This window comes from Streptomyces sp. NPDC091416 (assembly GCF_044756845.1).
In the GTDB taxonomy this organism is placed as follows: domain Bacteria; phylum Actinomycetota; class Actinomycetes; order Streptomycetales; family Streptomycetaceae; genus Streptomyces.
Window position 1 is genome coordinate 1 of record NZ_JBIVTU010000007.1, and the last position, 11,962, is coordinate 11,962.

At 69.5% G+C, this 11,962-nt stretch carries 16 protein-coding genes; 3 read left to right on the forward strand and 13 right to left on the reverse strand.

What is annotated here, in order from left to right; translation table 11 throughout:
* Positions 1-293 precede the first annotated feature (293 nt).
* The 12 genes from ACIQMX_RS21140 to ACIQMX_RS21195 all read right to left on the reverse strand — a co-directional run bounded on the left by ACIQMX_RS21140 (position 294) and on the right by ACIQMX_RS21195 (position 7,958).
* Positions 294-1,136, reverse strand: coding sequence for a helix-turn-helix domain-containing protein (locus ACIQMX_RS21140; RefSeq protein WP_402480167.1), 843 nt, complete (start codon positions 1,134-1,136; stop codon positions 294-296).
* Positions 1,133-1,669 (reverse strand): DUF6879 family protein, encoded by a 537-nt coding sequence (locus tag ACIQMX_RS21145; RefSeq protein WP_402480170.1) that lies wholly within the window; start codon positions 1,667-1,669, stop codon positions 1,133-1,135. The genes ACIQMX_RS21140 and ACIQMX_RS21145 overlap by 4 nt, the downstream gene beginning before the upstream one ends.
* 2 nt (positions 1,670-1,671) lie before the next feature.
* Positions 1,672-1,875: a hypothetical protein gene (locus tag ACIQMX_RS21150; RefSeq protein WP_402480173.1), complete on the reverse strand. Its 204-nt coding sequence runs from the start codon at positions 1,873-1,875 to the stop codon at positions 1,672-1,674.
* Between the two features lie 286 nt (positions 1,876-2,161).
* On the reverse strand, positions 2,162-2,776 hold the full coding sequence (locus ACIQMX_RS21155) for an HNH endonuclease (RefSeq protein ID WP_402480175.1): 615 nt from the start codon (positions 2,774-2,776) through the stop codon (positions 2,162-2,164).
* Between the two features lie 518 nt (positions 2,777-3,294).
* On the reverse strand, positions 3,295-3,546 hold the full coding sequence (locus ACIQMX_RS21160; protein ID WP_402480177.1) for a hypothetical protein: 252 nt from the start codon (positions 3,544-3,546) through the stop codon (positions 3,295-3,297).
* A complete protein-coding gene (locus ACIQMX_RS21165; protein WP_402480180.1) occupies positions 3,543-4,226 on the reverse strand; it encodes a hypothetical protein in 684 nt (227 codons plus the stop codon). Before ACIQMX_RS21165 ends, ACIQMX_RS21160 begins: the two co-directional genes overlap by 4 nt.
* Positions 4,223-4,636, reverse strand: a complete 414-nt coding sequence (locus ACIQMX_RS21170) for a helix-turn-helix domain-containing protein (RefSeq protein WP_360455648.1) — start codon at positions 4,634-4,636, stop codon at positions 4,223-4,225. The genes ACIQMX_RS21165 and ACIQMX_RS21170 overlap by 4 nt, the downstream gene beginning before the upstream one ends.
* Entirely contained in the window at positions 4,620-4,808 is a 189-nt protein-coding gene (locus tag ACIQMX_RS21175; RefSeq protein ID WP_360455645.1) for a hypothetical protein, read from the reverse strand. The genes ACIQMX_RS21170 and ACIQMX_RS21175 overlap by 17 nt, the downstream gene beginning before the upstream one ends.
* 6 nt (positions 4,809-4,814) lie before the next feature.
* Complete coding sequence (locus tag ACIQMX_RS21180) at positions 4,815-6,638, reverse strand: ATP-binding protein (RefSeq protein WP_402480184.1); 1,824 nt, start codon at positions 6,636-6,638, stop codon at positions 4,815-4,817.
* Positions 6,635-7,474, reverse strand: a complete 840-nt coding sequence (locus ACIQMX_RS21185; protein ID WP_402480186.1) for a bifunctional DNA primase/polymerase — start codon at positions 7,472-7,474, stop codon at positions 6,635-6,637. The genes ACIQMX_RS21180 and ACIQMX_RS21185 overlap by 4 nt, the downstream gene beginning before the upstream one ends.
* Positions 7,471-7,773, reverse strand: coding sequence for a hypothetical protein (locus ACIQMX_RS21190; RefSeq protein ID WP_402480189.1), 303 nt, complete (start codon positions 7,771-7,773; stop codon positions 7,471-7,473). The genes ACIQMX_RS21185 and ACIQMX_RS21190 overlap by 4 nt, the downstream gene beginning before the upstream one ends.
* The gene (locus tag ACIQMX_RS21195) at positions 7,770-7,958 is read right to left on the reverse strand and encodes a helix-turn-helix domain-containing protein (protein WP_360862514.1); all 189 of its coding nucleotides are present in this window, start codon (positions 7,956-7,958) and stop codon (positions 7,770-7,772) included. The genes ACIQMX_RS21190 and ACIQMX_RS21195 overlap by 4 nt, the downstream gene beginning before the upstream one ends.
* A gap of 106 nt (positions 7,959-8,064) precedes the next feature.
* Here ACIQMX_RS21195 and ACIQMX_RS21200 point away from each other — a divergent pair, with 106 nt between their 5' ends.
* Together ACIQMX_RS21200 and xerC are read left to right on the forward strand one after the other, a co-directional pair.
* Complete coding sequence (locus ACIQMX_RS21200; RefSeq protein WP_402480192.1) at positions 8,065-8,562, forward strand: multiprotein-bridging factor 1 family protein; 498 nt, start codon at positions 8,065-8,067, stop codon at positions 8,560-8,562.
* Positions 8,546-9,628 (forward strand): tyrosine recombinase XerC, encoded by a 1,083-nt coding sequence (gene xerC / locus ACIQMX_RS21205; RefSeq protein ID WP_402480195.1) that lies wholly within the window; start codon positions 8,546-8,548, stop codon positions 9,626-9,628. Before ACIQMX_RS21200 ends, xerC begins: the two co-directional genes overlap by 17 nt.
* A gap of 30 nt (positions 9,629-9,658) precedes the next feature.
* Here the strand turns inward: xerC and glnA are convergent, their stop codons facing one another.
* The gene (gene glnA / locus ACIQMX_RS21210) at positions 9,659-11,068 is read right to left on the reverse strand and encodes a type I glutamate--ammonia ligase (protein ID WP_363072879.1); all 1,410 of its coding nucleotides are present in this window, start codon (positions 11,066-11,068) and stop codon (positions 9,659-9,661) included.
* Between the two features lie 275 nt (positions 11,069-11,343).
* Between glnA and ACIQMX_RS21215 the strand changes: the two genes are divergently transcribed.
* Positions 11,344-11,811 (forward strand): RDD family protein, encoded by a 468-nt coding sequence (locus tag ACIQMX_RS21215; protein ID WP_363072877.1) that lies wholly within the window; start codon positions 11,344-11,346, stop codon positions 11,809-11,811.
* Positions 11,812-11,962 lie beyond the last annotated feature (151 nt).

Consider the following 11,962-nt stretch of genomic DNA (forward strand, 5'->3'; position numbering starts at 1 on the left):
CGGCCGGGATGGGGCGGTGGTCACCGCTGCGCGCCGTATGGGGCGAGGCCGCGCTGCTCCCGGCACGGGGCGCACGCGTACAAGCGGCCACCCGGTCCCGAGCCCTGCTCGATCACCTGCACCAGCACCGCAGTCCCGGACGGACCCTTGTGCCAGTGACACCAACCGCCGGTTGCTGTCCGCGAGATGTTCGTCTGTGAGGCCATGGCCAGCACGTTATGAACGCGCAGGGCGCGCGAGCACAGCGATTGCGTGCGATTGCTCGTGTCCGCGGGAGCGTTGGCGCTGGTTGCTCACACTGCCGCGACCATGGCGCGCGCCCGGGCGATGAGGCGGTGTGCCTGCGGGCCGGACACCGCAGCCGCGTGCAACCTGTCCCACACCCGGCCGTACAGGGCGAGGTCGTCGGCGGAGTCGTACTGCAACTCCGTGTTGATGGTCTCGACGACGACGCGTTGCTCGTCGAAGATCCAGAACCCGTGCTTCGGCGTGACGCGCATCAAGGCGCCGAGGGGGACGACGCCGAGTTCCACCGTGGACATGCCGATGAGTCCGACAAGCCGGTCCAGCTGGCCGGCCATGACTTGCCGTCCGCCAACGACCGCGTGCAACGCGCCCTCCCACACGAGGACACGGAACAGCTTCCCCGCCTCGTACAGCACCTCCTGACGGCGCATGCGCGCCTGTACGGCTGCCTCGGTGTCTCGCGGGGAGCACATCAGCTCTGCGTTCTGCGCCATGAGGTGGCGCGCGTAGTCAGGTGTCTGGAACAGCCCCGGCACAACGGTGGGTTCGTAGCCGCGCATCGTGGTCGTGCGCCGGTACTCCATGACGTACCGGTCTTGCACCGGGGCGTCTCCCGCTGCGAGTTGGCGCCTCCAGTGGCGCTGCTGGGATTCCAGGCCGCGCAGGCGGGCGAGCAGGTCCGCGGCGGCGTCCGGGCGGTCCGCGGCCCGGGCCCATGCTTCGAGGTCCGCGGTGCTTGCGGTCTGCCGGCCGTTCTGGAGGCGGGACACCTTCGACCGCTGCCAGCCGAGCCGCTCGGCGAACTCCTTGCCGTTGAGACCGGTCTCGGCGCGCAACTCGCCCAGCCGCGCGCCGAGCGCCTCGCGGCCGCTCTGGAAGTCCGTACTCACACGGCCGAACGTACCCGCGCCCAGACCTCGGCAGAAGGCCGGGCGGCGGCGAGGGCAGCGTCACGGGCGCGGCAGGCGGCCAGCACCTCGCCCGCGTCGTCGATGAGCTCGACACCGGTTGTGGTGTCGGTGTCGTCGATGTGCATGCGCACCAGGGTCCGGGAGTCGAACAGCCACAGGTCGAAGTCGGGCAGGCCCAGCCGCACCGCCCCGGCGCGCGGCAGTACGCGGATGTCCTCGCCCGCCTCGACATTCCCGGCAGCCGTGGCCATGAGGAACCGCTGCCCGTCCGTGGGCGGGTCATCAACGATCCGGACCCGAGAGAACCGCGCGCCCTGCTCCGCCTTGGCCCGTACGTTCACGTTCCACGGGTGGCCCGGTTCGGGGGCCGGGTCCGTGCCCCGTATGAACTCCTGGAACCGGGCGCCGGCCCGGTCGGTGGCGTAGCCGCGGCGAGTCTCCAGACGGAACGCGGTGTGCTGGAACTCGGCGAACAGATGGGTGATCTCCTTGAAGGGGATCAACGGGGACACGGTCACTCCTTGGGGGCAAAGCGGGTCAGCAGCTCGCGGGGGATGACAACGAACGTCTCGTGCTCGCCGACATCGCGCAGCTGGGCAAGGTGCTCGGGATCGGTGAGCCGGTCGCCCTGGACGACGATGTCGCCGGTCTCCTCGACCTCGTACAGCGTCGGGCAGTTCCCGTGCTCGGACGTGGTGCCGATGAACCTGAGCGTCATGGTGGCGCCCCCTTCCCGTTGGTGGGGGCACCAGCATGCAGCCCCCTGCCCTGCCCTGAACGGCAGTTGCGCAAGATTGCAGCGACTCCCAGACTCCGCCCCGTTGCACGCAACAACGCCCGGCCCTCGCGAGGGCCGGGCAGCTGAAGCACCCGAAGAAGGTCGTCACGCAACGTGACGGCGGCGGACCCTTTGAACCCTCCGCCCCACCGAGCGCCCTCCCCCGCGTCTCTCCACCCCCTGGCCGGTGGGGTCCATCCCCTACCCTCCGTGACCAGCGGGAACGTCAACCAATCAGCATGAGCTGCTCGTTGCCGCCTCGATCACTCTTGAGTGCGTTGCAGAGGAAGTGGGCAGCCCGGACGTTGGCTGGCTCATGCGTTCCGCCGACCGCGAGAGGGATCACGTGGTCGATGGACGGAGACAGAGGATGGGGAGCATGGGCTGTGCGTCTGATCTTCTTGTTGCAGATGTGGCAGCGCCATCGGTCGCGTTCGAAGATCCGTTGCCGATCAACAGGTGCTACGAACGCTTGACGTTCACGTGCGCGGCGGCGGTGTTCCTCTTCACGCCGGGTAGCCCTTCTCTTGGCCCGGGTGCAGGGGGTACTGCATGTGCTGATCGTGTATGGGGTGGCGAACAGCTTCTTGCAGATCGTGCATGTGGTGAGGAAGACACGGCAGCTGGGCCATGAGGTGCGGTTGGGGATGCGCTCGGGCATGGCGGGGTGGCTTTGTGGAAGCTGGGAGACGTTGGTGCCTGCTTCATAGTTCTGCATGCCCCGCACGCATGTGTGTGAGCAGTAGCGCCCGTTCTCGCGTGGGGTCTCGTGCTCCTTGCCGCACCAGGCACAGTCGATGCGGTAGCGCTTCCTCGTGCCGTGCTGCTGCTTCCAGTGCATGGAGCAGAGGCCGCGTGCTCGGTGGGTTCGGTCGCATCCGGGTTCGGTGCAGGTGCGCTTCATGGGCGTCTCCGGGTATGACGAAGCCCCCGACACCCGGAGAGGGTCGGGGGCTTCTGCTCGTCGTGATCAGCGACGAGTGCCTATGGGGTTGTGGTGCTCAGGTGCCGAAGGTCTCGGCTGCGGTTTTGCGGCTGTGGTGCCTCTTGCTCATCGCCTGGAAGTTCGTGGGGTCGTATCCACGGGGGCCTAGCGGGCCGAGGCCGTCGCGGTGGTCCACTTCGGTGGCAAGGTCGCGCTGAAGCGGCGGGAGGGGCGTACAGGTGTCGCATTCGCAGTACGGGTGATCTTCGAGGTACGCCGTGCTGGCTTTGCGCCAGCTGCGCCCGTATCCACGGCGTGCCGGGCTCGTCCGCTCCTGGGTGGCGGTGGCGCTGCGTGTCGTCCGGCGTTGCGTCGGACTGGTGCTCTGCGTTGCGCAGTGCTGTGGTGTGCGGCGTCGGTTGCGGGGTGAGGGGTCAGGCTGCGTCGCCGCGCATGAGCTTGTCGAACTGGCCGGCCTCGGTGGCCGTGTCGATCTGCTCGGGGCTCATGGCGTTGAGGTCGGTGCGGGTGAGCTGTCCTTCGGCTGGCGGTCGTGGTGCGCGGCCGAGGTGCTTGTCGAGCAGGCCGGCGTCCGCGGCTTGTACGTACTCCTCGGGTGTGAGTGCCTTGACGGCGTCCCCGGTGATCTGCCCGGTGGGGTGGGTCCAGGTAGGGGGGTGGGTCATGCGGCCTGTCCCTTCCGTGTGCGCACGCCGGATCGGGCTGCGATCTTCACTCTGTCGATGCGCTCCTGAGCGTTGGCCTGTGCCTGCTCGGAGCGGGGGCTGTCGGGGCGGGAGGTGAGGTAGGCGACCCCGGTGCCCAGTTGGTCCAGGAAGTAGGTCAGGTTGCCCTTGATGTTGACGGGCTCGTACACGGTGTCGTCGACGTAGAGTTCGGCGCCGTTGCGTCCGAGGTGGGCATGGTCGGTGTGAAGGCCGAGGGGCCCCTGCACCTTGGGCACATCGAGTGCGACCATGCGGGCCCGCCACTGGTCGACGCGGGCGTTGTGGTCGTTGAAGTGCTGAACGAAGGCGAGCAGCGCGTTGAAGAGGTCGTCGACGAGCTGGCCGGGGTCGGTGGCTTGGGTGTAGGCGTCGATGTCGGCCTTGAGTTCGGTGAGGTCGGCGAGGCGGGCGTCGCGCTTGGCATTCTCGGCTTTGCGGCGGGTGGCGTCGGCGCGGAGTTGGGCGAAGGTGCCGAGTTCGCGGGCGTTGGCGATCTGTTCGGGGGTGACGGTGTCGTCGCCGTTGCGTACGCGCTCTTCGAGGGCGGCAGCGAGGGCGGCGGCTTCGTCGGCTTCCTGGACGGCGGTGGCCACGTCGGCGGAGGCAGCTTCGTGCGCCGCAGTGAGGCGGTTGGTCATGCGGCCGTTCCTTTCCTGTAGGTGTCGAGGGCTTGGCGGTTGATGAGCCAGGCCGGGCCGGCGCGTCGGGCGGGGACGCGGCCGGTCCGGGCGAGGCGGCGCACGTATTCGGTGCTGCATCCCATGAGTGCAGCGGCTTCGTACGCGGTCAGTTCGACTGTGGCAGGGGGGTCGGGCGGGGTTCCGGCGGCGGAACTCGGGTTGGTGGCGGGTGGGTGTTGAGCGGCTTCGTGGAGGGCGTAGAGGACATGGCGGACGGCGGGGGTGACCTCGCCGCCGTCGGCTTGTACGCGGGCGGTGAGGTCTCGGATGAGGGCCCGGAGGACTTCGCCGGCCACCTCGGGGGGAATGGTGACGGAGCCGTCCGGGCCGATGAGCCGGGCCGCCGTTGAGTCAGGCGGCGCGGTCACGAGCAGGTGCCGGGGTGCGGGTGGCCCAGATGAGTTCGCACGCCTTGTCGGTGCACTGGACCAGGGTGTGCCGGGTGCCTGCGATGCGGGCTGTGCCTACCTCCCGGGCGGGGCGGGTGGCGCGGCAGGCGGGGCAGTGCAGCCGGTGCTGCGGGGTGGTTGTCCTCGGCATCAGGGGCTACTCGCATCCGGGGTGGTGGGTGTCACCGGCTGCGGTGAGTACCGGGTCCATGGGGTGGTTGCAGGCGAGGCACACGGGCTGACTGGAGAGAGGCTGCATTTCAGCGTCCCCCGGCGTCCCAGCGTCCCCCAGCGAGGAAAGGTGCAGGTCAGGGGTGGTGTCGTGGGGGGTCGCTGCGAAGAGTTCAGCGGCCCCCTCAGTGCCCCCCAGCGGCCCCCCGGCAGGGTGGGGGGTCGCTAGCGGCCCCCCTGTAGCGACCCCCCTGTTTTCGCTGGTCAGAGCACTATTCGGGGTGTTGGGGGTCGCTGGGGACGCTGTTTCGTACCTTCTCTCTGTTGTTGCCGTGAGTCGGTAGAGGCGCTGCCGGAGCGGCTTCGGGCCGCGCTTGCTGTCGTCGACCTCGATGCCAACGGTTCGGAGTGCTGGGGCGAGGCGCTTGAGCTGTCCGCCGGCGCGGGTTGAGTCCTTTGGCCACTTCTTCGGCAGCTTGTCGGGGGTGGGGACGCGGTCCAGCAGTTCCGACGCGGTGAGGGTGAGACCGTCAGCGCCTGCCCGGTCGACGAGCGCCACCACGGCCTGCGCGAACGGTTCGCCGTCGAGGACGTCCGTGACGGCGTCGCGGGCGCTGGCCTTGTACGAGCCGAGGGTGTTCCAGCCCTGGACCTTGTCGACGGCGGCCAGGACGCGGGCGAAGTCGGCCATGCGGGGGCGCTCGGTCAGGACGACGTCGGGCAGCACCTTGAGCACCTGGGCGAGGAGGTCGAACAGGGATGCCAGGATCGAGGAATGGGCGTCGGCGTAGGCCGCGTCCATCTCGGCTTCCTCGCGCCGCTTGTGGTCGGGGATCAGGTGGAGCTCGATGGTGAGCAGCCGTTCGGCGAGGTCCCCGGCGAGCGCCCCCGCGTCGATGGTGGTCATGGCGAGGACCCGGCGGAACTCCAGCACGACGACGTCGTCGTCGGTGTACAGGGCGCGGTCGACGATGCCGTCACCGGTGACCGCGCGGCACAGGGCGTCGGACAGCCAGTCAGGGATGACGGACACGTTGTCGAGGCACAGGGCCCAGGAGTTGAACGCCTGGGTGGCCCACGACTTGATGTCGCGGGGCGCGGTGCGCTTCGGGGCGCCGGACGGGTCGATGATGCCGATGACCATCTTCGCCGAGTAGGACTTGCCGGTGCCCTGCTCGCCGCGGAAGGTGAGGATGGGGTGCGGCAGGTCAGGGATGAAGCAGGCGACCAGCCAGGCGACGAGGAGCCGGAACCCTTCCTCGTCGGTGTTGAGCAGGTCGCGGAGCTTGGCCAGGCCGTCGCCGTTGCGCAGGGGCGCGGGCAGGGGCTTCATGGCGCCCGAGCGGCGGAAGAGGACCGGGGAGCGGGCCGCACGGTCCCACCCGTCGGGGGTGATGACGACGCATCGGCCGTCCGCGTCGCCGAGGTCGACGACGACTCCGTCCCCGTGGCGCGCCACCCGGACGTGCGGGATGCGGGGGTCGGCGGCCTGGGCGACGCCTTCGAGGACGGTCATTGCGTCGGCGAGCGCCGACTGCGAGGCGACGGCGCCGCCGTGTTCGTCGTTGTAGATGCGGGAGAGCTGGGAGCGCAGGCCGGCCTTCCCGCGGAGCGGCAGGGCGATGTTCGCCCCGTCGGTCTTCACGCCGTAGGGGCGCCCGTCCTCGGACATGAACAGGTCGTAGCGCTTGCGGGCGATCGCGACCAGCTGCGCGGCCTGCGAGGGTCCGCGGCCCTTGCTCTCCTCGGGCTCCTCGATGCCGTTCTGTTCCAGGATTTCGCGCGCCTTCGCGGCGGTGTCATCGGTCATCGGGTGGCCCTTGATCGGTAGGCGGAGGTGATGGTCTGGCGGGCCTCGGCTTCGGAGAGCCCTACGTGCGCGGCGGCGGCGAGCAGGGCGCCCGCGATGTTCGGCGCGGCGTCGTCGTGCTCGAAGGCGCGGCAGGCGGCCCAGTACAGGCGGTTGTTGCGGGCCCCGGACGGGGACTCAAGGACGAATCGGACCAGCGGGGCGAGGCGGTCGGGTGCCTTGCGGCCGAACTGGGCGGGGGCGGGGGCCGGTCGCTCCGGTGTGCTCTGGAGCGCGGTGAGAAGCCACGCGGGCACGGTCGCGGGCGGCTGCTCGGAGTCGGCCAGTTCGTAGACGACACCGGTCGCGTGCACGGACCCGGGGCCGATGACGTAGCCGTTGCCGCTGCGTACGTCGCCGTCGAACTTGCCGCGCAGCGCGCCGAGCCCGTTGCCGAGCCTTGTGCTGGCCGGGGCCCAGTAGTAGTCGTGGTGCCCCTTGGCGGTGACGACGCGCATCGTGGGTGTGTGGCGGTGGCCGAACGCTTCGGCGGCGTCCTCGATGGCCCCGGGCCGGTCGGAGTCGACGACGAGGAGCCGTGCCCCGTCCGGGCCCGCGCAGGCGCCGACCGCGACACCGACGTTCCGCAGCCGGCCGCCGATGCTGCTGTGCACCTGGTCGTCGTCGAGGGTGTGGGCCCGGGTGAACGGGACGCAGGGGTGCTTCCCCCGGTCGGTGCAGACGGCCGGGTCGTGGCCGCGTCCGATGCCGCTGCACCGCTCGGTGCCGGGGTGGTCGCAGGGGAACACGGGGAAGCCGTGGCGGATGAGCCAGAGTGCGCCTTCGAGGGGTGTCACGCTGCCTCCTCGGTGACGGGCTCCAGCCAGTAGCCGCGGTGGGGCCCGGTGCTGCCGCAGTGAGCGGAGCGGTGCCCGTAGGTGGGGCGGAGTTGGTCGCCGCCGCCGTGGCGGTGGGTGCGCCGGCAGTACGGGCAGGTGTCGATCACGAGGACCCAGTACCGGCCGAAGCATCCGCGGGCCGCGTAGGCGCGGCAGTAGGCGATGACGGAGGCGCGCGGTACGGTGGTGGTCGACCCGCTCGCCCGCTGGTCTTCAGCCCCCTGGTTGCCCGCCGGGGGGTTTCTTCTTGCGCTCATGCCGCGGCGCCCCCGGCCTGGCGCTGATCGAGCCACGCTTCGACGTCCGCAGGGCGGTAGCGCACATGCTTTCCGACGGGGCAGGGCTTCGGCCCGGTGCCCATGTGGTTCCACCGGTACACCGTCTTGACCGGCACACCCAGGTACGAGGCGAGTTCCGCAGGCGAGAGGAGGCGAGTCGCCATGGGTCGTTCACGTCCTTTCAGAGAACATCGGCGGGCAATGAGTGCCCGTTGGCGCTCATGGTGCCTCGCTCTTGCGTGTTCCGCAAGTTCCCTTTAGTGTTCCCTCATGGAACAAAACAAGGTGTGGTCCCCCACGGCCACTGTGGCGGAGCGAGTGCGTGAGGCACGCGAGCAGCGGCGCCTTACGGCACAGCAGCTCGCGGACCGACTTGCCGCACAAGGCATCGCTTGGCAGCGAAGCACCGTTGCGAAGCTGGAGAACGGCAACCGTGAGAACGTCAGCCTCGCCGAGTGGCTTGCCCTTGCCGCAGCGCTGAACGTTGCACCGGTGCACCTCTTGGTGCCCATCGATGCTGCTGATGACGCCGCGTACCAGGTGACGCCGGAGACGCTCGTTCCGGTGGCCGTTGCTCGCGAGTGGATCCGGGGTAGCCGGCAACTGCCCGGGGAGCGCCGCCGCGAATTCACTGCGCAGGCGCCGGAAGGGGAATGGGTCAGCTTCGACACCACGACCCCAGACGGACAGCGTGCGGCCATCGAGTGGCTGAAGAGGTCTGAACTCGGGACTATCACGACAAGGGGCGACAGTGGCGAGCATCGCTAAGCGCCCCAACGGGAAGTGGCGCGCCCGGTACCGGGACGCGGCCGGGCGGGAGCACGCGCGGCACTTCGGCCGGCGCGTCGACGCGCAGCGCTGGATCGACGAGGAGACGGCGAGCATCGTCACCGGGCAGTACGTCGACCCGAAGTCGAGGAAGGTCACCGTCGACGAGTGGTGCGACGTCTGGATTCAGGGCTACGGATCACGCAGGGCATCGAGTGTCCGGCAGGCGAACGTGCACCTGGCGCGGATCCGGCAGGAGTTCGGCCCGCTCCCGCTCGCCGCGGTGCAGCCAAGCATGGTCCGCAACTGGCTGGCCCGTCTCGGGGCCGAGGGCCTGTCCGCGTCGTACCTGTTCGCCCTGCACTCGCGGCTGTCGCAGGTGATGCGGGACGCCGTGCTTGACCGCAAGGTCCCGGCGAACCCGTGCTCGCGGCGGACATCACCGGGCGCGGGGAAGCAGCGCGCCTATGTGGCGACGGAAGCCCAGCTGTGGGCCCTGTACGAGCTGGCCGCGGTGAAGTATCAGCCCGCGCTTCTGCTGGGCGCGTTCGTCGGGCTGCGGGTGGGGGAGGCGTGCGGGCTCCGGCCGGCGGACGTCGACCTCACGGCCCGGACGGTCACCCCGGCGGTGCAGTACCCGGCGCTTCCGCTGAAGACGGAGATGAGCGGCGAGACGGTGCCGATCCCGGACAGTCTCGTGTCCGTGCTCAAGCCGCTCTGCGCCGGGCGGGAACACCTCCTCGTCGACGAGGAGGGCGAGCAGGTCGGCCCGTGGCAGATCGAGCGGGAGATGCGCCGGATCCGAGGGAAGGTCGACGGCCTGCCGGATGGCTTCCGATTCCACGACCTGCGGCACTTCTATGCTTCGCTGCTGATCGCGTCGGGGGCCGACGTGAAAGTGGTCCAGCACCGTCTCCGCCACGGTTCGGCGAAGACGACGCTGGACACCTACGGTCACCTGTGGCCGGACTCGGACGAGTCGACGCGGACCGCTGTAGAGCGCGTGATGAACGGCAAGATCGTTAGTCTTGCGGACTCTGTGCGGACTGAGGGGGCGCCGGAATGACGCCACCCCAGCTCACAGGGCAGGCGCGGCCTACAGGTCGAAGTACAGCTCGAACTCGTGCGGGTGCGGGCGCAGCTGGATCGGGGCGATCTCGTGCGTGCGCTTGTAGTCGATCCACGTCTCGATGAGGTCGGACGTGAAGACGCCGCCCGCCAGCAGGTACTCGTGGTCCGCCTCGAGGGCGTCGAGCACGGCCGGGAGGGAGGTCGGGACCTGCTGGACGTTGGCGTGCTCCTCGGGAGCCAGCTCGTAGAGGTCCTTGTCGATCGGCTCCGGCGGCTCGATCTTGTTCTTCACGCCGTCCAGGCCGGCCATCAGGAGGGCCGAGAAAGCGAGGTACGGGTTGGACGACGGGTCCGGGGCGCGGAACTCGACGCGCTTGGCCTTCGGGTTGGAGCCCGTGATCGGGATGCGCATCGCGGCGGAACGGTTGCGCTGCGAGTAGACCATGTTGACCGGGGCCTCGAAGCCGGGGACCAGGCGGTGGTAGGAGTTCACCGTCGGGTTGGTGAAGGCCAGCAGCGACGGGGCGTGCTTCAGGATGCCGCCGATGTAGTAGCGCGCCATGTCCGAGAGACCCGCGTAGCCCTGCTCGTCGTAGAACAGCGGGGAACCGCCGGCCCACAGCGACTGGTGGACGTGCATGCCCGAGCCGTTGTCACCGAAGATCGGCTTCGGCATGAAGGTCGCGGTCTTGCCGTTGCGCCAGGCGACGTTCTTCACGATGTACTTGAAGAGCATCAGGTCGTCGGCCGCGGCGAGCAGCGTGTTGAACTTGTAGTTGATCTCGGCCTGGCCGGCGGTGCCGACCTCGTGGTGCTGGCGCTCGACCTGGAGGCCGTTCTTGTCCAGCTCCATGGAGATCTCGGCACGCAGGTCGGCGAAGTGGTCCACCGGCGGGGTCGGGAAGTAACCGCCCTTGTAGCGGACCTTGTAGCCGCGGTTGTTCTCCTCCGACCCGGTGTTCCAGGCGCCGGCCTCGGAGTCGATGTGGTAGAAGGACTCGTTCGCCGAGGTCTGGAAGCGGACGTTGTCGAACACGTAGAACTCGGCCTCGGGGCCGAAGTACGCGGTGTCGGCGATGCCGGTGGAGGCGAGGTAGGCCTCGGCCTTCTTGGCGATGTTCCGCGGGTCACGGCTGTACTGCTCGCCGGTGATCGGGTCGTGGATGAAGAAGTTGATGTTGACGGTCTTGTCGCGGCGGAACGGGTCGACACGGGCGGTCGACAGGTCGGCGCGCAGGGCCATGTCGGACTCGTGGATGGCCTGGAAGCCGCGGATCGAGGAGCCGTCGAAGGCGAGCTCCTCGGTCGGGTCGAAGACCGCCGCCGGGATGGTGAAGTGCTGCATCACACCGGGCAGGTCGCAGAACCGGACGTCGATGAACTTGACGTCTTCGTCGGCGATGTACTTCTTCACGTCGTCGGCGTTCTGGAACATCCAACTCCTCCTACTCCCGGCCCGGGAGGGACGGGGTTGCAGCTCGTTGTGTGGCCAGTGCGGTGGCACACGCTGGACCCGACCATAGGCAGACCGGATTTCTCAAGCATGACCCATTTGTTTCGCCGAAGTTAACCGGCCCGGGTGTGAGCGGCACCTCATGCGCGCGGCGACGGCCGGTTCCCGGCACGTTCCGCGCCGGTTTCGGCGCGATGTCCCCGACGGTCCCTGCCCCGCCCGGCGGGGCGCGGAAGCGGGCGCAGTACCGTGGTCGGGTGGACAATAGGCAAGCAATCGGATCGTGGCTCTCCGGACCGCGTGCGGCCGCCGAGGAGATGGGCGCCGACTTCGGCTACCGGGGCAAGCGGCTCGGTCTTCCCGAGCAGGGACCGGGTGCCGTCGCACCACTCGGGCGGCGGTTCGGCGCGATCTTCGTGGACTGGGCCCTGTGCATGCTGATCGCATACGGGCTGTTCGCTCGCGGTGACCAGCAGGCGGCCGGGAACTGGGCGCTCGGCGTCTTCCTCGTACTGAGCGTGCTCACCGTCGGCACCATCGGCTGCACACCCGGCAAGCGCCTGCTGCGCATCAAGGTCGTCGCCGAGGACGGCGGACGCCTGGGGTTCGGGCGGGTGCTGGTGCGCAGCGTGCTGCTGTGCCTGGTGATCCCGGCCCTGGTCTGGGACCGCGACGGCCGCGGACTGCACGACCGGCTGGCCCGCGCGGTGCAGGTCCGTATCTGAACCTGAGACGTACACGCAGCGCAGAAGCAGAGAGAGGGCGGGGCGCGAACCACTCGGGTCGCGCCCCCCCCGCTTCGTGTCCCGGTGCGCGGCGCGCCTCTTTACGCCGCGCGGCATCCGCATGCCCCTCGGCATGGGGCCCTTTTGCCGG